19 protein-coding genes are annotated in these 20,491 nt (G+C 44.3%); 11 read left to right on the plus strand and 8 right to left on the minus strand.

The features are described 5' to 3' along the window. Positions 1–241: 241 nt before the first annotated feature. A complete protein-coding gene (locus IEY67_RS04185; RefSeq protein WP_183669937.1) occupies positions 242–2,398 on the plus strand; it encodes an alpha-galactosidase in 2,157 nt (718 codons plus the stop codon). 87 nt (positions 2,399–2,485) lie between these two features. Here the strand turns inward: IEY67_RS04185 and IEY67_RS04190 are convergent, their stop codons facing one another. After that, a complete protein-coding gene (locus IEY67_RS04190; protein WP_183669939.1) occupies positions 2,486–3,667 on the minus strand; it encodes an MFS transporter in 1,182 nt (393 codons plus the stop codon). Between the two features lie 138 nt (positions 3,668–3,805). On the opposite strand from IEY67_RS04190, the gene IEY67_RS04195 reads away from it, so the two are divergent. Further along, entirely contained in the window at positions 3,806–4,510 is a 705-nt protein-coding gene (locus IEY67_RS04195; RefSeq protein ID WP_122352782.1) for an MgtC/SapB family protein, read from the plus strand. 4 nt (positions 4,511–4,514) lie between these two features. On the opposite strand, the gene IEY67_RS04200 is transcribed toward IEY67_RS04195, so the two are convergent. Genes IEY67_RS04200 through serB form a run of 3 tightly spaced genes read right to left on the minus strand, consistent with a single transcriptional unit; the run spans position 4,515 to position 6,551 of the window. After that, positions 4,515–4,988, minus strand: a complete 474-nt coding sequence (locus tag IEY67_RS04200; RefSeq protein WP_183669941.1) for a C-GCAxxG-C-C family protein — start codon at positions 4,986–4,988, stop codon at positions 4,515–4,517. Between the two features lie 17 nt (positions 4,989–5,005). Beyond that, positions 5,006–5,308, minus strand: a complete 303-nt coding sequence (locus IEY67_RS04205; protein WP_122352784.1) for a Dabb family protein — start codon at positions 5,306–5,308, stop codon at positions 5,006–5,008. Between the two features lie 16 nt (positions 5,309–5,324). Next, complete coding sequence (serB, locus tag IEY67_RS04210; RefSeq protein WP_122352785.1) at positions 5,325–6,551, minus strand: phosphoserine phosphatase SerB; 1,227 nt, start codon at positions 6,549–6,551, stop codon at positions 5,325–5,327. A gap of 155 nt (positions 6,552–6,706) precedes the next feature. On the opposite strand from serB, the gene IEY67_RS04215 reads away from it, so the two are divergent. Beyond that, entirely contained in the window at positions 6,707–7,231 is a 525-nt protein-coding gene (locus IEY67_RS04215) for a hypothetical protein (RefSeq protein WP_122352786.1), read from the plus strand. A 399-nt stretch (positions 7,232–7,630) separates the two neighbouring features. Further along, entirely contained in the window at positions 7,631–8,131 is a 501-nt protein-coding gene (locus IEY67_RS04220) for a thioredoxin domain-containing protein (protein WP_122352787.1), read from the plus strand. A 59-nt stretch (positions 8,132–8,190) separates the two neighbouring features. Here IEY67_RS04220 and IEY67_RS04225 read toward each other — a convergent pair whose 3' ends face one another. Then, positions 8,191–9,489: a DUF4934 domain-containing protein gene (locus IEY67_RS04225; RefSeq protein WP_183669943.1), complete on the minus strand. Its 1,299-nt coding sequence runs from the start codon at positions 9,487–9,489 to the stop codon at positions 8,191–8,193. Positions 9,490–9,691: 202 nt separating this feature from the next. On the opposite strand from IEY67_RS04225, the gene IEY67_RS04230 reads away from it, so the two are divergent. Beyond that, positions 9,692–11,992 (plus strand): family 20 glycosylhydrolase, encoded by a 2,301-nt coding sequence (locus IEY67_RS04230; protein ID WP_183669945.1) that lies wholly within the window; start codon positions 9,692–9,694, stop codon positions 11,990–11,992. Between the two features lie 88 nt (positions 11,993–12,080). Here IEY67_RS04230 and IEY67_RS04235 read toward each other — a convergent pair whose 3' ends face one another. Further along, complete coding sequence (locus tag IEY67_RS04235) at positions 12,081–13,454, minus strand: aminopeptidase P family protein (RefSeq protein ID WP_183669947.1); 1,374 nt, start codon at positions 13,452–13,454, stop codon at positions 12,081–12,083. A gap of 113 nt (positions 13,455–13,567) precedes the next feature. Between IEY67_RS04235 and IEY67_RS04240 the strand changes: the two genes are divergently transcribed. The 6 genes from IEY67_RS04240 to IEY67_RS04265 all read left to right on the plus strand — a co-directional run bounded on the left by IEY67_RS04240 (position 13,568) and on the right by IEY67_RS04265 (position 17,475). Then, entirely contained in the window at positions 13,568–13,912 is a 345-nt protein-coding gene (locus IEY67_RS04240) for a hypothetical protein (protein ID WP_122352869.1), read from the plus strand. Between the two features lie 14 nt (positions 13,913–13,926). Further along, positions 13,927–14,349 carry an ATP-binding protein gene (locus tag IEY67_RS04245; protein WP_122352791.1) on the plus strand — a complete coding sequence of 141 codons (423 nt, stop codon included), beginning with the start codon at positions 13,927–13,929 and terminating at the stop codon, positions 14,347–14,349. A gap of 6 nt (positions 14,350–14,355) precedes the next feature. Then, positions 14,356–15,735: a [Fe-Fe] hydrogenase large subunit C-terminal domain-containing protein gene (locus tag IEY67_RS04250; protein ID WP_183669949.1), complete on the plus strand. Its 1,380-nt coding sequence runs from the start codon at positions 14,356–14,358 to the stop codon at positions 15,733–15,735. Then, complete coding sequence (locus IEY67_RS04255; RefSeq protein WP_122352793.1) at positions 15,722–16,060, plus strand: DRTGG domain-containing protein; 339 nt, start codon at positions 15,722–15,724, stop codon at positions 16,058–16,060. The genes IEY67_RS04250 and IEY67_RS04255 overlap by 14 nt, the downstream gene beginning before the upstream one ends. Further along, positions 16,057–16,800: a PHP domain-containing protein gene (locus tag IEY67_RS04260; protein ID WP_183669951.1), complete on the plus strand. Its 744-nt coding sequence runs from the start codon at positions 16,057–16,059 to the stop codon at positions 16,798–16,800. Before IEY67_RS04255 ends, IEY67_RS04260 begins: the two co-directional genes overlap by 4 nt. 150 nt (positions 16,801–16,950) lie before the next feature. Continuing rightward, entirely contained in the window at positions 16,951–17,475 is a 525-nt protein-coding gene (locus tag IEY67_RS04265; protein WP_183669953.1) for a sensor histidine kinase, read from the plus strand. On the opposite strand, the gene IEY67_RS04270 is transcribed toward IEY67_RS04265, so the two are convergent. Together IEY67_RS04270 and rlmD are read right to left on the minus strand one after the other, a co-directional pair. Continuing rightward, a complete protein-coding gene (locus IEY67_RS04270) occupies positions 17,476–18,870 on the minus strand; it encodes an MltF family protein (protein ID WP_122359992.1) in 1,395 nt (464 codons plus the stop codon). Positions 18,871–18,881: 11 nt separating this feature from the next. After that, entirely contained in the window at positions 18,882–20,297 is a 1,416-nt protein-coding gene (gene rlmD / locus IEY67_RS04275) for a 23S rRNA (uracil(1939)-C(5))-methyltransferase RlmD (RefSeq protein ID WP_183669955.1), read from the minus strand. Positions 20,298–20,491: the final 194 nt, after the last annotated feature.

A 20,491-nucleotide genomic window follows, 5' to 3' on the forward strand; every position in this document is an offset into this window, starting at 1 on the left:
AGACAATAGGGTTTATGGAAAGCACAAGTATCGTCGGAGAACTTGCCACACGAATGATTTCGTTGATTATATTCGGAAACTATGATAGTTGTATGATAGTTAAATGATAGTTGAAAATAAGAACTATCATTATGTAAAGCTTAGATTTATAGGTATTTATACTTGAAAATGATAGTATGATAGTTGTTTTTCGATTTCTAAGTATGTAATGTATTTATTGTAAACCAAGTAAAATAATAGTATGAGGAACAAATTATTTCTTTTAATCTTATTGACGATTTTATCTATATCGTTGAAAGCCAGTGACAAAACAGTTATTCCTATTACAACGGAAAATATTAGCCTGATCTATAAAGTCGGTGATAACGGTCGTTTATACCAATCATATTTAGGGCAAAAACTTCGTTTCAGCAGTGATATCGACCAATTGCCGATGGGTGATGAAGCTTATATTGCGCATGGCATGGAAGATTATTTCGAACCAGCTATCCGCGTATTGCATAATGACGGCAATCCTTCCCTGCTACTGAAATATATCTCTTCCGAAACCCGGGAGTTGCAGCCGGGAGCTACAGAAACTGTCATTAAGCTGCAAGATGAAGTTTATCCCGTAATGGTAGACCTCTATTTTATAGCTTATGCCAAAGAAAACATCATCAAGACATATACAGAAATATCCCATCAGGAAAAAAAGCCGGTTACGCTCTATAATTATGCTTCTTCTATGTTGCATCTGAACAGCGGCAAGTATTTTCTCACGGAATTTGCCGGTGACTGGGCACACGAAGTCAATATGACGGAACAACAGCTTTCATTCGGTAAAAAAGTTTTGGATACGAAGCTGGGAAGTCGTGCAAATATGTTCAACTCGCCTTTCTTTTTACTGGCTTTGGACGAACAGGCAAAAGAAAATGAGGGTGAAGTACTTTTCGGGACAATTGGTTGGACAGGGAATTTCCGGTTTACCTTTGAAGTCGATAACTTGAATAATTTACGTATTCTTTCAGGCATAAATAACTATGCATCAGAATATTCATTAAAACCGAAAGAAATATTCCGTACTCCTGAATTTATATTTACTTTCAGCGCGGAAGGAAAAGGGAAAGCAAGCCGCGATTTTCACAGATGGGCTCGTAAATACCAGGTGAAAGACGGTGAGAAATCACGTCTGACATTGTTGAACAACTGGGAGGCTACTTATTTTGATTTCAATGAAGACAAGTTGGTCGATATTATGGATGAAGCGAAATCGCTGGGAGTCGATATGTTCCTGTTGGACGATGGATGGTTTGCCAACAAATATCCGCGTAACAGCGACCGCCAGGGTTTGGGTGATTGGGATGAAACAGCAGAAAAACTGCCGAATGGCATTGGGAAATTGGTGAAAGAAGCAACCGGTAAAGGGATAAAATTCGGTCTGTGGATTGAACCGGAGATGGTAAATCCGAAGAGCGAACTGTATGAAAAGCATAAAGACTGGGTAATTCATTTGCCGAACAGAGAAGAATATTATTTCAGAAATCAATTGGTATTGGACCTCAGTAATCCGAAAGTTCAGGATTATGTATTTGGTATTGTGGATAATCTGATGACAAAATATCCGGGTATCGCTTATTTTAAATGGGATTGTAATAGTCCGATCACCAACATTTATTCCCCTTATTTAAAAGATCAACAATCTCATTTGTACATAGAACATGTGAGAGGTTTATATAATGTATTGGAACGTGTAAAAGCAAAATATCCGGATCTGCCGATGATGCTCTGCTCCGGAGGTGGCGGACGTACGGATTATGAAGGATTGAAATATTTTACCGAGTTCTGGCCGAGTGATAACACAGACCCTATCGAACGTATCTTTATCCAGTGGGGATATTCTCATTTCTTCCCGTCAAAGACAATGGCAGCGCATGTAACAAGCTGGAACAAAGGGGCTGGTGTGAAGTTTCGTACGGATGTTGCGATGATGGGTAAGTTGGGTTTCGATATCCGTATTCATGATATGACCCCGGCAGAACAGGAATATTGCAAAGGAGCTGTGAAAAACTTCAACCGTTTGAATAAGGAAATTATGGAAGGTGATCTGTACCGTCTCGTATCCCCTTATGATGGAAATCATTCGGCTGTAATGTATGTAAATGAGGCTGTAGATAAAGCTGTTCTTTTTGCTTTCGATATCCATCCGCGATATGCTGAAAATTTACAGTCAGTGCGTTTACAGGGGTTGAATCCGGACGCTCAGTACGAGATAAAGGAGATTAATTTACTACCGAACACTAAATCGGTGTTGAGATGTAATGGAAAGACTTATTCCGGTGAATACCTGATGAAAGTAGGTATACCGGTATTTTCCGGCAGACAATTGGCTAGCCGGGTTATTGAGATCTCAAAAATATAAGTGAAACATATTCATTCTTTAGCAAAAACGGAGAGGCTGATAAGTTAAGTCTCTCCGTTTTTTTGTTTTCACTATAAACTATATTATTTATATTTTCCTTTTTGATAGTAAAGTGACCGACAGGGAAGCACAGCAGAGTAAGACCCCAACACCGGCTGTCCCGGCCCAACCGAACAATTGCCAGGCTGTCCCGGAAAGAAAGGTTCCCAGTGAGCCGCCAACAAAATAAGTGGTCATGAATATGGTATTTACCCGGTTCGATGCAGCCGGACATAACTCGAAAATGCTCGATTGGTTACTGAGCTGGATGCATTGCATGCCGATATCGATAATAATTATACCCGCAATGATGGAAGTATAAAAACTACCTCCGAAATAAAGTAATAACCAGGATAACAATATCAATCCGCATCCCCAGAAATTAAAACATCTGACGCCTACTTTCTTTACATATTTCCCGACAAGTGATGCCGACATGGCTCCGGCAACCCCGCAAAGTCCTAACATACCGACGACATCGCTATTGGCAAAGAAAGGGGCTTGTCCCATCTTAAATGCCAGGCATGACCACATCGCCAGAAAAGATCCGAATGCCAGTCCGGACCGGACAGCATAAATACGCAACGCCGGAAATTCTTTTACGAGGGAAAGCAAGGATTTCATCAATTCAGCATATTTCCCTTTAAAAGTCGGACGTATATCCGGTAGTACGGTGATCACGACAATACAGCAGACGATCATCAATCCGGCTGCAATGTAATACATTTCACGCCATCCGAACAGTTCTCCGACTAATCCGCTGATCACCCGCGATACCAATATCCCGGATAACAATCCCGAAACGACCAGTCCGACATTACGTCCTTTATTTTCCGGTTTGGAATAGAGGGCGGCGATAGGAATGAATATCTGCGGAATTACCGAGCAAACACCTGTGACCAGTGAAGCGATCAGGATAATATGAATATTGGGGGCCATGGCAATGCTTAACAGCGATAGCACCAAAAGGGTAAAGTTGGTTATAATGATTTTTTTACGTTTGAACATGTCGGCTAGCGGTACCACAAACAACAGTCCCAACGCATAACCGATCTGGGTAACCATTGCGATCAGGTTGGTTGTAAATTCGGATACGTCGAGATCGCGCCGTATCATATTTAAAAGCGGTTGATTATAATAAAGATTGGCTACCGATATACCGGCTACGATAGATAATGTCCAGAGTATCGAAGCTGGCAGACCTCCGTTTTCTTTCAATGTCTGTTTCATATTTTGCGTTTGAACCGGCAAATTTACCTTAAAAAATTGAGATATAGAACCTTTTTTCTTTGTATGGAAGCTGCCTCCGGCATATAGAGATATTCAAATAATTGGTTATATTTGCCAATAACTAAAACAGGAGAATATATGTTTGAACATCTTAATGATATATTGGAAAATACAACTATAACACCCTCAACCGCAGCTGTCAAACTACTTGTCAGTTTCTTTCTGGGTGCTATTATCGGTATAGAACGTCAATTCCGCCGCCGTGAAGCCGGAATGCGTACATTTACACTGATCTGTATGGGATCGGCTGCCGCTATGCTCATTTCCATCTGGATACCGCAATGCTATCCTGACTTTCTGAATGGAGATCCGGGACGTATTGCTGCACAGGTACTTACCGGCATCGGCTTTCTTGGTGCCGGGGCGATCATGCAAAGTCACGGAAGCATTCACGGATTGACAACGGCTGCCTGTATCTGGGTAGTGGCCGTGATCGGTCTGGCCGTGGGAGCGGGGATGTATGTACCGGCATTGATAGGGACAGGCCTTACATTGGTTATCCTGGTCAGCCTTGAAAAGCTTGAAAAAAGAATGTTCCTGAACGGAGTGAATAAGATCCTGACAATTATTTGTACAACAGCAACACCTGACCTGAAAGCAGTTCGTAAGATATTGGAATCAAAGAATATTTATATTGTCAGTGTTTCGTTCGAATCGATCTATGAGCAGAATAAAGCGATTATCACTTATAAAGTGAATGTCAAGGCGCAGTCTTCTTATATGAATTTATTCAGCGAGATCAGGACGTTGGGGTATGTCTCTCAAATAAGATTGATGGCCTGAGCCATCAATCCAATTCGTTTTTCAGCATCCGGCCTGCTATCCGGGCAGCCGTTTCCACATATTTGCTGCAAGGGCGCTTGGCATAATATTCCGCTGTTCTAGCAGAAGGGGCAGGAGTTGTCTGGCTGGCTTCTGCGGCAGGCAAAAGACTCCGGCAGATAATCGTACCATGCTGTTCCTTAAACAATTCAGCCATTTTTTGCACCATTCCATAATTCTTTGTCCGGGCTTCCTGATCATTTTGATCCAGTACCGGATATTTGAATCCTGCAAGCATAGCCATAGCACTGACCGTCCCGCAGACTTCCCGCATCCGGCCTACGCCGCCACCGAAAGAGACAGACATTTTCTTCGCCATATCCAGATTCAGTTCTAAAACATCCGAATAGGCCAGGAATACGGATTGTGCACAGTTAAACCCCGATTCAAAATTTTGAACGGCGAGTTTTACACGTTCTTCAATATCAAATTCCTTCATAAAGGAAGTATTAAGTATTAGAATTCGTAGTCAACACATGCCCTGTCGGCTTTTACCGGGCCGATAATTCCTTTCGATACAGCTACATGTTCAGGATGATTGGCATATGTTTTTACATCTTCGAGCGAATCGAGCTCTGTTGTCAGGATAATATCCCATGTTTCTTCCGGGTTGATATTGAAATCGACACGGATCATACGCAATATATCGATCTTATCGATCAAAGCTTCCAGCCCCGTTTTGATTTCCTGCATTTTTGCCTGTTTATCGGCAGGAGTTGCAAACTCCGTCAGTTTAAACATTACAATGTGTCTTACCATAAACGCTTTTAATTAATTACATTTGTTCGTCCAAATAGGAATCTTTGTATCCCAGGAAATATAATATGCCATCCAGTCCGATCGTGGAGATTGACTGTTTGGCGGTTTCTTTTACTTTCGGTTTGGCATGGAAAGCAATTCCCAACCCGGCTATGCTGATCATAGGCAGGTCGTTCGCGCCGTCTCCGACAGCAACGGTCTGGCGTATATCTACGTTTTCCACCTGTGCGATCAACCGAAGTAATTCGGCTTTCCGTTTACCATCGACAATATCCCCGACGTATCGGCCTGTCAATTTGCCGTCCTCGACTTCAAGCTCGTTGGCATATACATAGTCTATGTTATATTTTTGTTTCAGGTAATTGCCGAAATAGGTGAATCCGCCCGAAAGGATAGCGATTTTGAATCCGACTTTTTTAAGGATACGCATCAGACGGTCGACCCCTTCCGTTATAGGAAGGTTTTCAGCGATCTCCTGCATGACAGAGACGTCCAGTCCTTTCAGTAATGCACAACGCTGGGCGAAGCTTTCGCTGAAATCGATTTCTCCGCGCATAGCCGATTCGGTAATCGCTTTTACCTGGTCGCCGACACCGGCACGAACGGCCAATTCGTCGATCACTTCCGTTTCGATAAGCGTCGAGTCCATATCGAAGCAGATAAGACGACGCATACGGCGATACATACTGTCCTCCTGAAAAGAAATATCCATTACCTGTTCGGAAGAAAGCTTCATAAATTCCGCTTTCATCAGTTCTTTGTCGCAAGGAGTACCACGCACAGAGAACTCGACACTGGCTTTCGGAGTACGGGCATCTTCATCCAGAGGGATACGTCCGGTCAGGCGCTTGATGTCGTCGATATTCATTCCCTGGTCAGCAACAATACGGGTCACTCCTGCAATTTGTCTGGCAGTCAGCTTTCGTCCCAGAATGGTGATGATATACCGGTTCTTTCCTTGCATATCGACCCACTTCCTGTATTCCTGTTCCGTGATCGGGTTGAAACGGATATTTACGTCCAGCTCATAGCTTTTGAAAAGTAGCTCTTTCAGGATATCTCCCGAATTACCTTCGCAACTCTGGAAAAGAATACCCAATGACAAGTTATTATGAATGTCAGCCTGACCGATATCGAGAATAGCCGCATTATTTTTAGCTAAGATCTCAGTAAGGGCGGCAGTGACACCCGGACGATCGGCTCCATTTATATTTAATAGTATAATTTCGTCTTTTTGTCCCATGTTTTTTGTTTTATAAGGCAAAGGTAAACAAGTTATATACAAATTCAGGCATCCGGATAAACAAAAATTCAAATGAAATTGTTATTTTTACAGAGACGTTATATTTAATTTAGAACCTGGCAACCTTAATAAGTCCTGACTGGCAGGCAAATGAGATGAAGATTCAGTTTGAAGTTAAGGAAAAGCTGCCTGAGATTATTGCCGAAGTACGGCATTCAGACAAATGGCAAACAAAAGTAGTGGAAAAAACGCACAGCCTTGAAAGAGTTACGATCAAAGATCCTAATTATGATTCGGAAGCCTGTGTAGAGATCTGGGAACATGAGATTCATATCCGTACGGCATGGTCTAATTATACCTACCGTATTTTCAAACGGGGTGATTCTTGTTGGTGTGAATATATCGGAGCTTATCGGGGATTACTGGAGCAGACACTGCTTCCTACGTTGACTCCCAAGTTGAACATATTGGATTCTGTCGTTATAGAGAGTTCATTGACCGGTAACAGAAAGGAAACGTTGCGGACTTATAGTTCTGAAAACCTCAAATTGAAAAATTTCCGTCGTGATAATTTCAAGGAAGAATATAACAGAACATCGTTGCAGGACCATCCGACGGTCGTTTATGATGAATATATCAAGGAAGGGATGCCGATGCCTTCCCCTTACGATAAAGAATAACAGGGAAAAGCCCGATGCACTCCGTATCGGGCTTTTTTTATCTCCATATCTATCTAATATACATGATTATTGAGTTTATTAACCTGATTTTAGTATATAGCGAAAACTAAATTTATGTTATAAAACAACCGTTTTAGTGGATTTTTATGCGATAAAACATATAAAAAATCTTGCATTTCAGTCGATTTATGTTATATCGTTTGGAAGGATAGGTAATTTGCCTGTATCTTTGCCAGCGTTAAAAACAAGAAAGTGGCTCCTTAGCGAAGGAAAAGCACTTGTTTATTTCCTGAAAATCAGGAGTCGGACATAAAGATATGCAGAGGAAAGCCGACCGCAGACCGGCGAGTAGAGTGTTGAAGGGTATGTTCCGATTAAGTTTAACGTAAATATTAAATTATGAAGGTAAGAGCTTATGTTCTCATTGTAGCGGTAGCATTTACAATAATGTCGTCCGGTACAAAAGAAGCAAGACCTACCGTGGGTACCAATCCCGGTGATCTGGCTCCGAGAATAGAGTCTTTGGGAAACGAAAGCAATTTCAGTTTCCAAAATCATTCAGGACGTTACACATTGCTGAATTTCTGGGCAGCTTACGATGCTGAATCGCGGGCCCGTAACGTTCAATTATGGAATGAGATTAACAAGTTAAGTTCGGACAGAGTTGCTATGTATTCTGTATCTTTCGATGAGAAAGAATCGATCTTTACCGAGACGGTAAAAGCGGACAGACTGAGCAATACAAAGCAATTTCATGAAGAACTTGGTAAAAAGTCAGAGTTGTATGGAAAGTTTAACCTGAAGAAAGGTTTGAAGAACTTTCTGATCGACGACAAAGGGGTTATCATAGCCGAAAATGTTACTCCGGACAAACTGACTGAAATTTTGAATAGAATTTAATCTGTCGATTATTTATTAAAAAAGAGCTGTTTCGCCCAACGAGGAACAGCTCTTTTTTGTTATTTCAGATGGGCGATCATAAAGATCGGGTTATCTTCGTCATCCACCTTTCCTGATAAATCGAGCAACGCTTGATCCACCTTATTGCCGGTGGCCTGCTTTTCATCTATATATTCATGTAGCTCGTAGGGCCAGAAATAAGCAAACAGTTTATTGTCGTAGATACCGAAACGGGGGAAGAAAGTCTCTTTGTGATGAATATCGTCGATAAACCCTTTTCCTTCTATGGCTATGGTTTCACCTGTCCGTTTATTATAATAGGCGATTTGTGGATAGACCTGATCTTCCAGTCCCCGTAAAGCCGGACTTACTACGAATTCATTCCAGATAATAAATATATAATTATCCGTATCGTAAACAGCATTGACCATTTTCTTCCCTTTTGTCAGACGCGTTAATTCGCAATTGTCAAGACAATTCTTGACGGCGGCACTCCTGTCTACGCTGTTCCTGGATTTATGGATACACATTAATGCATCGGTGAAAAGCTCGTTTTGCCGTATCAGTGATATTTCGTCGGGTATTTTATAGTCACCCAGGTCTATGATCCACCGGGAAGCCAGGCCGTTTTCCGTCACCCGGTATATCGTGTCGTTGTAGTAATTATAAAAAAGGGTACTGTCTGAGTTGCAGGTGTAAGCACGTTTTATACCTGTATAACCTACATTGTTCAGTTGTACTTTAGGAATGGAAGGAGAGATAGCCCGCTCGGCTTTCAATGTATTAAAGTCGCGGTCTATTGTATAGACTGTATCCGGTTGGTTAAATACCGAGATATTATTTCCGGCCGGTGCCCAATCATCAACCCATCCTATTCTGCCCAGCTGTTCAGGTATGTCAAACTCTGATTTGCCCTTTGACAACAGTTGTATTTCTTTCCCGGTAAATTTCCCATTTTCATCATATTCTATCAACTTGTGTCCATAGCTATAAAAATGTCCTTTTGTAAAGATAGAACCCATATATTGCGTAGGGTCTTCGCCCGGTCCTTGTCCGATCCGGCCGATGGTCCGGATAAACCGGCCGTTCAGGTCGAAAACTGTCCGGTTGCATATGATATAAGGAGGAGAGTAGTTAAACCAGCTGGTATTCCTGAGCAAACATTCTTTACGGGTTTCCAATGGGAGATAAGTAATGCTGTCTACCAGTTCCGACAGATTGACTTTCCGTATATGGTCGATTGCATCGGCCAGGCGGATGATGTTGTCGACAGGTTTCTCTTCTGCCTCTGATTGTTTGGGGGCGCCGGAACAGGAGAGCAGAAGACCGGCAAAAAAGAGATAGATTAACTTTTTCATGGCAACGAAATTTATAGGATAACATTAGAAGCTGTTATGAACAAAGATACGACATTATTACGAATTATTCGTAACATATCCGCGAAACAGTGTAAAATGTTATTCGAATCAAACATGTAATCTCCTTTCAAAATAAGGGCGAAACGGATTTTTATTGTATTTTTGCTTTCTAATTTATTACCAAACAAATAAACACATAAAAATGTACAAACAATTTCTTGCAGCTTGCTCCCTGACCGGAGCTTTAATGCTGAGTGCATGTTCGCCCACGACGCCTGCGGCACATGATGTTTCCCTGATCCCCGTTCCGAAAGAGATCAAGAATGTGAATGGACAGTTCATCCTGAAGAATGGTATGACGATCGGTGTTGCCGATAAGCAGTTATTACCGGCAGCAAATTATCTTTCCGGCCTTTTATCGCGTGCAACCGGCTATATATATAATGTACGTGAGGGAGACGGTGATATATCTTTGGCGGTAAGTGATATTGCCGGCCAGAATGAAGGAGCTTATACGCTGGATGTTTCTTCCGGAAAAGTACAGATTAAGGGAAATACTTATGGTGGAGTTATTTCCGGTATCGAATCGCTTCGCCAGCTTTTGCCGGCAGAGATCGAATCGCCGGAAGTGGTGAACGATATTACCTGGAGTGTTCCGGCTGTCCAGATCACGGATGCACCCCGTTTCGGATGGAGAGGGTTGATGCTGGATGTTTCTCGTCATTTCTCTACTAAAGAAGAAGTGAAAGAGCTGCTGGATATGATGGCTCTCTACAAATTGAATAAATTCCATTGGCATCTGACCGATGACCAGGGATGGCGTATTGAAATAAAGAAATATCCGCTGTTGACTGAAAAAGGAGCCTGGCGTACCTTCAACAATCATGACCGGGAATGTATGAGATTGGCAAAATCACAGGATAATCCGGATTATGAATTACCTGCTGAGAAATTGCAGATTGTACAAGGTGATACTCTGTACGGCGGTTTCTATACTCAGGAAGATATTAAGGAAATCGTAGAATATGCCGGTGTGAGAGGTATCGACGTAATCCCGGAAGTGGATATGCCGGGCCATATGCTGGCTGCCGTAAGCAATTATTCAGGCGTTTCCTGTTTCAACCAGACAGGATGGGGAACCATGTTTTCTTCGCCGGTATGTCCCGGAAAAGACTCTGCCCTTGAATTTTGTAAGAATGTGTATAGCGAAATAATCCCGCTTTTCCCTTATAAATATATTCATTTGGGAGCGGATGAAGTAGAGAAAGCCAACTGGAAGAAATGCCCGGATTGCCAGAAGCGGATGAAAGATAACGGACTGAAGACGGAAGAAGAATTGCAATCCTGGTTCGTTCATAATATGGAGAAATTCTTCAACGATAACGGAAAAGAAATGATCGGCTGGGATGAGATCCTGGAAGGCGGATTGTCTCCGACGGCGACGATCATGTGGTGGCGTACCTGGTCTCCGAACGCTGTTCCGGAAGCAACCGCACAGGGAAACCATGCTATTCTTTCCCCGAATGCAAACTTCTATTTCGATTATCAGCAGGATAAAAACTCTTTGCCGGGTGTTTACAACTACAATCCGATGCCCGAATCGTTGAGTGATGCGCAGAAGGCCTTGATCCTGGGTATTCAGGCAAATCTCTGGTGCGAATATATCCCTTCTTTCGAACGGGCACAGTATATGATCATGCCCCGTATGATGGCTATGGCGGAACTAGCCTGGAGCGATCCTTCCGTAAAAAGCTGGGATGGTTTTAAAGAACGGATGGTTAAGCAATTCCCGCGTCTGAACATTATGGATGTGAATTATCGTATTCCGGATCTGGAAGGATTCAATAATACCAATGCGTTTGTCGGTGAAGGCACATTGACGGTAACCTGTCTCGATCCGAGTGCGGAGATCCATTATACAACCGACGGAAGTACTCCGACTCTGGAATCTCCTCAATATAAAGAACCGGTCAAAGTAACGGAGACGACAGACTTTACTTTCCGTACATTCCGCCCGAACGGAAAGAAAGGCGACATCGTAAAGACACGGTTTATCAAGAGCGAATATGCACCGGCAGCAGAAGCAACTCCTTCAAAGAAAGGTTTGCAGGCTGTATGGCATGAGTTCAGAGGCAGTGCATGCGACGAGATAGAAAAGGCTCCGGTAAACGGTACTTATGAGATATCCGAAGTGACTATTCCGGCAGAAGTGAAAGGAAATATCGGCTTGGTCGTAACGGGGTATTTCAATGCTCCGGAAGATGGTATTTATACCTTCAACCTGTTGTCTGATGACGGCAGTACGCTGAAAGTCGATGGAGAGCTGGTTGTCGATAATGACGGTCCTCATTCACCTCGCGAAGTTGTCGGACAAAAGGCGTTGGCAAAAGGTCTTCATCCGATAGAAGTAAAATATTTCGATCATAACGGCGGAATGCTTCAGATGAAGGTGCTGACAGCCGACGGAAAAGAATTACCTAACGCAGATATGTTTGCTTATTAATCTGATAAGTATATAGATGCAAGAATCCCCGTAAAGAGTTTGATGACTGCTTTACGGGGATTTTATTTATCTTGTTATAGCCGTATAATTATCGCAGTGCTTCTACTTCTTCCGTATGCAAAGGAATCTTCTTTCCTAACAAACGTGCTCCGTCTTCCGTGATCAGATAATCCTCTTCGTTACGGATACCGCTGAAGTCTTTATAAGTTACCAGCTTTTCATAATTGATAAATTCAGTGAACTTATTCTGGCCTCTCCATAAATCCATCAGTTCAGGAATGAAGTAAATCCCCGGTTCGATCGTAAGAACAAATCCCGGTTCCAGTTTACGTCCCAGGCGGAGAGACTTACGGCCGAACTCAGTGCTCTTCGGCTGTCCGTCATAACCCACATATACCTCACCCAGGTTTTCCATATCATGTACATCCAGTCCCATCATATGTCCCAGGCCACAAGGCATGAACATGGCATGTGCACCAGCCTTTACAGCATCCATCGGATCGCCTTTTACGAAACCAAGATCTTTCAAACCTTCCATAATGACCTTACAAGACAGCTCATACACATCGACGAAAGGAATACCCGGACGAAGGGCGGCAACAGCAGCTTCATGGGCAGCTACCTGGATATCGTAAATATCTTTCTGGCGGGTGGTGAATTTGGAATCGGCCGGAATAGTAGACGACATATCGCCTGCATAGCCCATCTCCGTTTCGGCACCGGCATCGAGCAACAACATATCGCCGCTCTTGATCATATTGCTGTGATCATGATTATGCAATGTCTGTCCGTTGATTGTCGCGATAATAGGGAAGGAGAGCTGATAGTCGTTGGCATAAGCCACTTCTGCCACGGCAGCAGCCACTTCGCTTTCGCGGATTCCCGGACGGACCGTACGCATGGCAGTCAGGTGCATATCGGCAGTGACCACACAAGCCTTTTCGATCTCGACAATTTCTTCCGCCGTCTTATAGTTACGCTGGTTAACGACACCGAAGATGAAAGGAACGGAAGGTTGTTCGGTTCCCGGTACGATGCCTAACCACTGGAATAACTTGATCTGATGTTCTGCACGATATGTCGGCAGGTAATGGATACGCTGGCTTTTCTGCCCAGCCGCTTTCAGATAGGTTTCAATTTCCTTGAATGGGCGTACTTCCGTGATACCGGCAGCTTCGCTCTTTTCTTTCAAAGTCGGTTGCGTACCCATCCATACGATTGCGTCGATGGTCAGTTCGTCACCGAAGATGATCTCTTTGTCGTTGTCTATATCAATGATGGCGGACAGTCCGGCATACGGCAGTCCGAAGAAATACAAGAAAGTAGAATCCTGGCGGAAGTGATACGTGTTGTCTGCATAGTTCATTCCTGACTCATCATTTCCAAGGAAAAGTAACAGACCTGAGCCTATCGTCTGTTTTAGTTTAGCCCGGCGGGCGATATAGGTTTCTTTACTAAACATAAGATTAGAATTTTATTTATTGCTACCAAAGATAGTAATTAATATAGACTAACGGACATCTATTAAAAAATATTTCTTACATTGCCATCACGAATTAAACCTTGCATGCGATTATGAAGATTCAGCAAATACAAGAACTTACCGATGCGGTTGTGGCGTGCGGAAACGACAAGCTAGACCATGATGTACAATGTGCTTTTGCCAGCGACCTGATGAGCGACGTGCTGACACTGGACTGTAATGAAGTCATTCTTATCACCGGACTTTGTAACCTGCAAACAATCCGTACGGCGGAAATGGCAGATGTCGACTGTATCCTTTTCGTCCGTGGAAAAAGGATCACTCCGGAGATGCTGCAACTGGCATCCGAGAATAACATGATCTTACTCGAAACGGAACATTCCATGTATCATACGGTGGGCGAACTGTATTGCAGCGGCCTCGTACCGGTCTATTAAAGAAAGGAGAAAGTATGCAACTGAGGTTTGAATTAGAAGGAGGAAATTTCTCGAAAGCCGGATATGCGTCCAGCCAGGTCAAGAAGATACTGAAACAGCTGTCCATCGATCCCCGCATCATCAAGAGGGTGGTTGTCGCCCTGTATGAAGCCGAGGTAAATGTGGTTGCCCATGCCTGGCGGGGAAAAGTACTGGCGGAACTCGATGCCGATAAGATCTCTTTGTTGTTGAAGGATGAAGGTCCCGGCATCCCCGATATTCCGCAGGCCATGCAGGAAGGGTTCTCGACTGCTTCGCCTGCTGTGCGGGAAATGGGGTTCGGTGCGGGAATGGGATTGCCCAATATGAAAAAGAATGTAGACGAACTTAATATAGAGAGCGAGGTCGGCGTAGGCACAACCGTACGCATGGTCACCTGGTTCGGGAAGAAGGAGTAAAACACCATGGAAGAGACGAAGTTTTATCATGCACTTAAAATAAACCAGGAACGTTGCATCGGTTGCACGCATTGTATGACCAAATGCCCGACCCGTGCAGTCCGTATCCGTGACGGTAAAGCCGTGATACGCAAAGACTGGTGTGTCGATTGCGGGGAATGCCTGAAAGCCTGTCCGGCGGAAGCCATCTATGTGGAGCAGGATGACTTCCAGAAGATATTCGACTATGAATGCCGGGTGGCGCTTGTTCCGACCGTATTTATCGGCCAGTTTTCCAAATATACGACGGAAGAGGAGATATTCAGTGCCCTGTATGAGTTGGGATTCACCCATGTGTACCAGGTCGAATTCACTGCCGATATGATCCACCGGGAGATGCTCCGGCAGATGGAACAGGCAGAGGAGAAGCCGGTTATCAGCTCTTTCTGTCCGGCAATCGTGCGGTTGATACAGATTCGTTTCCCGGCGTTGGTCGATAATATTCTTTTGGTGAAAAGTCCGGTCAATGCGACTGCCACCTATTATCATCAAGTGTTGACGGAAGAAGGTTATCAGCCCGGACAGATCGGACTCTTTTACGTGACGCCTTGTGCTGCCAAGATTGCCGCATTGAAAAGTGCGGATGGCTATTCATCCACCATTAACGGTGTGATCAATATGGATACCCTATATAATAAGGTATATTATATCCTGCAAAACCGTCCGAAAGGCTACAAGCCCGAATGTGTCCTTCCGCCCGCCCTGACCAAGAAAGAAATGAGATGGAGCCAGACGGGAGGGGAGGCAAAGCATTTCTCCGGCCGTTGCCTGGCTATCGACGAAATACACAACGTGATCGACTTTCTGGAACGGATGGAGACGACAACGGAGGTCCGGAATGTGGATTTCCTCGAACTGCGTGCCTGTGACCGCAGTTGTGCCGGAGGTGTATTGGCTGTAGCCAACCGTTTCCTGACTGCCGAGCGGATCATGAAGCGTTCGATGAAACGTGATAAGGCCCCGCTTATTTATGCTTCTGAACGGCTGGGGGCATTAGCTTACCTGAAACAACATATCACGATCCGTCCGCTTCCGGCTAATCCGAAACTGCTTTACGACGGTAGCATTGAAGAAGTGCTGAAAAAGATGGAGCAGGTACGGAGATTGATGTGTTATCTTCCGGGAATCGATTGCGGTGCATGTGGAAATCCGAACTGTCAAAGCCTGGCGGAAGATATTGTCCGTCATGAAGCCCAGTTCAGTGACTGTATTTTTATGCAGCGTAATATGGAGAAACATGGCAAACTGGACCAGGAGCATGCTTTCCGCCTGGTAGAAAAAATATGGGGGAAGGATCGTTTAAATAAAGACTGTTATAAGAAAGGAGCCAAATATGAAGGTCAGTGATCTTGTAAAAGAATTGGAACTCACCGTTTTCTGCGGTGAAGAGAATCTGGATGCCGTCGTTAAAGGCGGTTATACCAGCGATCTGTTGAGTGATGTAATGGGGCATATGGAAGAAGGGATGCTATGGATCACCATGCAAACCCATCAGAATATCGTTGCCGTTTCAACCTTGAAAGATGCGGCGGCTGTTTTGATCGTGAACGGTGCTTCACCGGATGAAGAAACGTTGCAGAAAGGCATAGAAGAAGGGGTTCCTTTACTGGGGACGCCGCTTTCCGCTTTCGTCGTCAGTGGTAAAATATATCAACTCCTGCAGAACGGATGAATCTTTACCGGGCTGATCTGCATATTCATACTTGTCTTTCCCCTTGCGGAAGCCTGGAAATGAGCCCCACGGTCATTGTCGAAACAGCACTTGCCCGGGGACTGGATATTATTGCCGTAACGGATCATAACAGTACCCTGCAATGTCCTGAGATACAAAAGCTGGGGGCCGAAGCCGGATTGACGGTTTTTGCCGGGGCCGAGGTTTGTTCCCGTGAGGAGGCGCATTGCGTGGTTCTTTTGGGAACGGAAGAGGCGCGTGTTGCTTTTCAGCAATATCTGGAGATGTATTTGCCGCCTGTCCCGAACGATCCTGAACGGTTCGGTGACCAGGTGTGGGTGAACCGGCAGGACGAAATAATAGGGGAGGTCCCGTATTTGTTGCTCTCTGCGCTCGACCGCAATGTGAATCAGGTAGCGGCATTTGTAAAGGAACTGGGCGGTCTGTTTATTGCTGCTCATGTGGAACGCCCGTCTTTCAGCCTGATCAGCCAGCTTGGTTTCATTGACCCGGCATTGCCTTTGGATGCGATTGAATATACGGATGCGTCCCGGTTTGCAAGGCTTGTGGACAAACAAAAGTATTTGTCGAACTACACCTCTTATCCGGCTTCCGATGCCCATTACCCGTCACAGATCGGAAGTAATCCATGCCTGATACGGGCTTCTGCACCTTTATTCGAAAACATCAGGATGGCTTATGCTAAAACTCAGGAACATTTAGTTTTTTCCTCCGCATAATTAAAAGAATAAGATAAACTATACATAAATGTAAAGCATACTATACGTATAAGTAAGGTTATCTATACAAAAACGTAAGGCAAGCTTTCCTTTTATAAAATAGAGGAGAAAAAAGTTTAAAATTCACTATGTCAGGAAATAAATATCAGGATGAACACGCTTACATTCCATATCACCGATATTGCCTCGAACAGTGTTCGTGCAGGCGCCACCCGTATTTCGTTGGAAATAACGATTCATGAAGACCATACGACTATCCGTATTACGGATAACGGTTGTGGTATGGATGCAGAAACGGTCTCCCGGATAACCAATCCGTTCTATACGACCCGGACAACCCGGAAAGTAGGACTGGGAATCCCTTTCCTTATTCAGAATGCAGAACAAACCGGCGGTCATGTCAGCATCACATCGGAGCCGGGAAAAGGAACGGCGGTAACGGCTTGCTTCATTACTTCTAATATCGACTGTCCGCCTATGGGGGATCTGCCCGGAACGGTTGCTATGCTGATAAGCGGGAATCCGGGGATTAATGTCTGTTTTTCTTACAGGAAAGAGGAATTGTTCTTTGAAATAAGTTCGGAGGATTTGCATAGCATCTTTGAAGATATCCCGTTAAGCCATCCGAAAGTCATACTTGCCATCCGGGAGATGATCGCCGCCAATCTGTCCTGATCAACTACGTTTGGTCTTTGTCTTGTAGTATTCGAAACGTTGCATCACTTCACGCACATAATTATACGTTTCCGAACCACGCAAATATCCATGCTTGCAGACAGGGTCGTTGTAATATTCGGGATCGCTTTTCAGGCGAACATATTCGGCTACGTTGTTATCCCAGACTTTCGGGTCTTTCCCGTATTTCTCCGCCAGACGCTGGGCGTCGTAGATATGTCCGATACCGGCATTGTAAGAGGCTAGAGTAAACTTGATCTTCTCCTGCGGATCGGTTATTTCAGAAAAGCCCTGACGGAATTTGCGCAAGCAATCCACGCCGGTACGGATGCCGACATCCGGGTCTTTCAGTTCGTGCGGAGTGACGCCGAGTGCCTTGGCTGTATTAGGCATGATCCCCATCAATCCTTCCGCTCCAGCCCATGAAACGACCGATGGGTTGAAATGAGACTCCTGATAGGAGATAGATGCGATAAGCTGCCAATCCCAGCCGATGTTTTTGGAATGCTTTCTGAACAGCTCGTCGTAGGGAGAAATATGTCCGTTCTTTACCGGAGGCAGGTCGGCGGTAAGCGGTTGCTTGCCTAGCTCGAAATAACGTTTCACCAATGCCCGGTAGACATGGTTTCCCGATTTGTCGGATGCCCAGGCGTTGATCGCTTCTGCCAGTTTCGGACTTGTCTTACGAACCAGCCAGGAAGAACGCTGCATGAAGCTGACTTTCAGTGATACGTTGATGTTCCAGAAATAAGTCTTGTTCAGACGGGCGATATTATCGTCGCTGATGGTGTAGGGTATTTCGCCCTGCGAAACCATGGCGATCAGGTCTTCGGTTGTTACCGTATCTTTCTTGATGTCTTTTATATGGATACCGCCGCCCAGTTCTTTATCCAGGTTTTTAAGCCGTTCGTAATATTTGGTATCCGGCTTTACATACACTTCTTTCCCGATCAGTTGAGTCACATCTTTAAGGATCGTATCTCCTTTGTTGGCACGCTGAACCAACACCTGGCTGGTCAACTCTTCGCGCCCGCAGTAAAGATAGTTCTCTTTCAGGTTATTACTCATCTGGATAGGGTAGGCAACAACGTCTGCTTCACCGGCTTCCAGCATCTCGATCAAACGGGTTGCGTTTTCAGCGACTTTGATGTTCAGCTTCAACCCTTCGGAGCGGGCGAAGTCTTTGATCAGATCGTATTCATACCCCATCGGTTCCATTTTATACTGGAAGTAGGAAGTGGAGCTGTAAAGTGTCACGGCCGTGATCTCACCCTCCGCTTTCAGTTGGGGCAGGTCGGTATAGACAAAATCGTCTTCCTTTTGCTCTTGCTTATTGCCGGAACAGCTACTCAAAAGCAAAGTTAAGCACAAAAGGGAGACGATTTTCCTATACATTATTATATATGTTATTCTTTCTTTTCCAGTAAGACAACATTTTCCACGTGATGTGTATGTGGGAACATATCTACGGGGCGTACCTTCTTCACATTATACTTCACGCTAAGCAGGCTTAAATCGCGGGCCTGTGTTGCCGGGTTACAACTTACATATACGATACGCTTCGGTTCGGCAAAAAGGATGGTGTTGATTACATCATCATGCATTCCGGCACGAGGCGGATCGGTAATAATAACATCCGGACGGCCATGTTGGTTTATGAAATCTGCCGTAAGGATATCTTTCATGTCACCGGCATAGAATAATGTGTTGTCGATTTTGTTCAGGGCAGAATTGATTTTGGCATCTTCGATAGCTTCGGGCACGTATTCGATACCGATTACTTTCTTTGCCTGGCGTGAAACGAAGTTGGCGATCGTTCCGGTTCCCGTATAAAGGTCGTACACCATTTCATTGCCGGTCAGTCCGGCAAACTCGCGGGCTACCTTATATAAGTTGTAAGCCTGTTCACTGTTCGTCTGGTAGAAAGATTTGGGACCCACTTTGAATTGCAGCCCTTCCATCTCTTCAATGATATGGTCTTTGCCACGGAACACAAGAACATCCTGGTCGGTGATCGTATCGTTGCATTTCTCGTTTATTACATATAATAAAGAGGTGATCTCCGGAAATTGTTCTGCCACATGCGAGAGCAAGGCTTCGCGGCGTTCCTTATCTTCGTGGAAGAATACGACTACCACCATCAGGTCGCCCGTTGAAGCGGTACGGATCATCAATGTACGGATAAACCCTTCCTGGTTCCTTAGATCGAAGAAAGGATAGCCTTCGTGTGACAAGCAATACTCTTTGATACAAAGACGGATGCGGTTGGAAATATCATTCTGCAACCAGCATTTGTGTATATCCAATACCTTGTCGAACATTCCCGGGATATGGAAACCGACAGCGTTCATACAATCGAAAGTGGCTCCTGACTTCACTTCTTCTTCCGTCAGCCATTTCTTATTGGAGAAGGTGAATTCGAGTTTATTCCGGTAGAAGGTGGTACGTTCGGAACCTAATATAGGCAAAACCTCTTCCATCTCGATCTTTCCGATGCGGGTAAGGTTGTCTATAACCTGCTTATGTTTGTATCTTAACTGGGCTTCATAGGGGAGATGTTGCCATTTGCAACCACCGCATACGCCGAAATGTTCGCAAAACGGAGTGGCTCGTTCTGTAGAGTATTCGTGGAAGTGTACAGCCTTCCCTTCGGCATAACTATTCTTTTTACGGGTAAGTTGGATGTCTACTACATCGCCGGGAGCGACAAAAGGAACAAACACTACTTTCTCATTTACACGTGCAATCGCCTTACCTTCAGCGGCTACGTCTGTAATTGTTACCTTTTCAAGCAAGGGTAACTGCTTCTTATTTCTTGCCAATTTTATCTGTGTTTAAAATTTTCGCCACGCAAATGTACATATTTAGCTGATACGAATAGTAAAGAATAGTTCTAAAACATATAAAAATCTTTAACTTTCTGTATCCTGTGTACTTCTAAATAGCATATATTTGCAGCATTGCAATGTAGAGATAGCAAAACTGAAATCTAATAAACATATATTTACAGTCTGAC

The organism is Parabacteroides faecis, assembly GCF_014647375.1.
In the GTDB taxonomy this organism is placed as follows: Bacteria; Bacteroidota; Bacteroidia; order Bacteroidales; family Tannerellaceae; genus Parabacteroides; species Parabacteroides faecis.

Coding starts and splice junctions, on each gene's coding strand:
- IEY67_RS04260 (WP_183669951.1), top strand. CDS start 16,057: ATGAATCTTTACCGGGCTGATCTGCATATTCATACTTGTCTTTCCCCT.
- IEY67_RS04250 (WP_183669949.1), top strand. CDS start 14,356: ATGGAAGAGACGAAGTTTTATCATGCACTTAAAATAAACCAGGAACGT.
- IEY67_RS04200 (WP_183669941.1), bottom strand. CDS start 4,988: ATGAAGGAATTTGATATTGAAGAACGTGTAAAACTCGCCGTTCAAAAT.
- serB (WP_122352785.1), bottom strand. CDS start 6,551: ATGGGACAAAAAGACGAAATTATACTATTAAATATAAATGGAGCCGAT.
- IEY67_RS04230 (WP_183669945.1), top strand. CDS start 9,692: ATGTACAAACAATTTCTTGCAGCTTGCTCCCTGACCGGAGCTTTAATG.
- IEY67_RS04225 (WP_183669943.1), bottom strand. CDS start 9,489: ATGAAAAAGTTAATCTATCTCTTTTTTGCCGGTCTTCTGCTCTCCTGT.
- IEY67_RS04190 (WP_183669939.1), bottom strand. CDS start 3,667: ATGAAACAGACATTGAAAGAAAACGGAGGTCTGCCAGCTTCGATACTC.
- IEY67_RS04215 (WP_122352786.1), top strand. CDS start 6,707: ATGAAGATTCAGTTTGAAGTTAAGGAAAAGCTGCCTGAGATTATTGCC.
- IEY67_RS04195 (WP_122352782.1), top strand. CDS start 3,806: ATGTTTGAACATCTTAATGATATATTGGAAAATACAACTATAACACCC.
- IEY67_RS04185 (WP_183669937.1), top strand. CDS start 242: ATGAGGAACAAATTATTTCTTTTAATCTTATTGACGATTTTATCTATA.
- IEY67_RS04240 (WP_122352869.1), top strand. CDS start 13,568: ATGAAGATTCAGCAAATACAAGAACTTACCGATGCGGTTGTGGCGTGC.
- IEY67_RS04235 (WP_183669947.1), bottom strand. CDS start 13,454: ATGTTTAGTAAAGAAACCTATATCGCCCGCCGGGCTAAACTAAAACAG.
- IEY67_RS04220 (WP_122352787.1), top strand. CDS start 7,631: ATGAAGGTAAGAGCTTATGTTCTCATTGTAGCGGTAGCATTTACAATA.
- IEY67_RS04265 (WP_183669953.1), top strand. CDS start 16,951: ATGAACACGCTTACATTCCATATCACCGATATTGCCTCGAACAGTGTT.
- IEY67_RS04245 (WP_122352791.1), top strand. CDS start 13,927: ATGCAACTGAGGTTTGAATTAGAAGGAGGAAATTTCTCGAAAGCCGGA.
- IEY67_RS04270 (WP_122359992.1), bottom strand. CDS start 18,870: ATGTATAGGAAAATCGTCTCCCTTTTGTGCTTAACTTTGCTTTTGAGT.
- IEY67_RS04255 (WP_122352793.1), top strand. CDS start 15,722: ATGAAGGTCAGTGATCTTGTAAAAGAATTGGAACTCACCGTTTTCTGC.
- IEY67_RS04205 (WP_122352784.1), bottom strand. CDS start 5,308: ATGGTAAGACACATTGTAATGTTTAAACTGACGGAGTTTGCAACTCCT.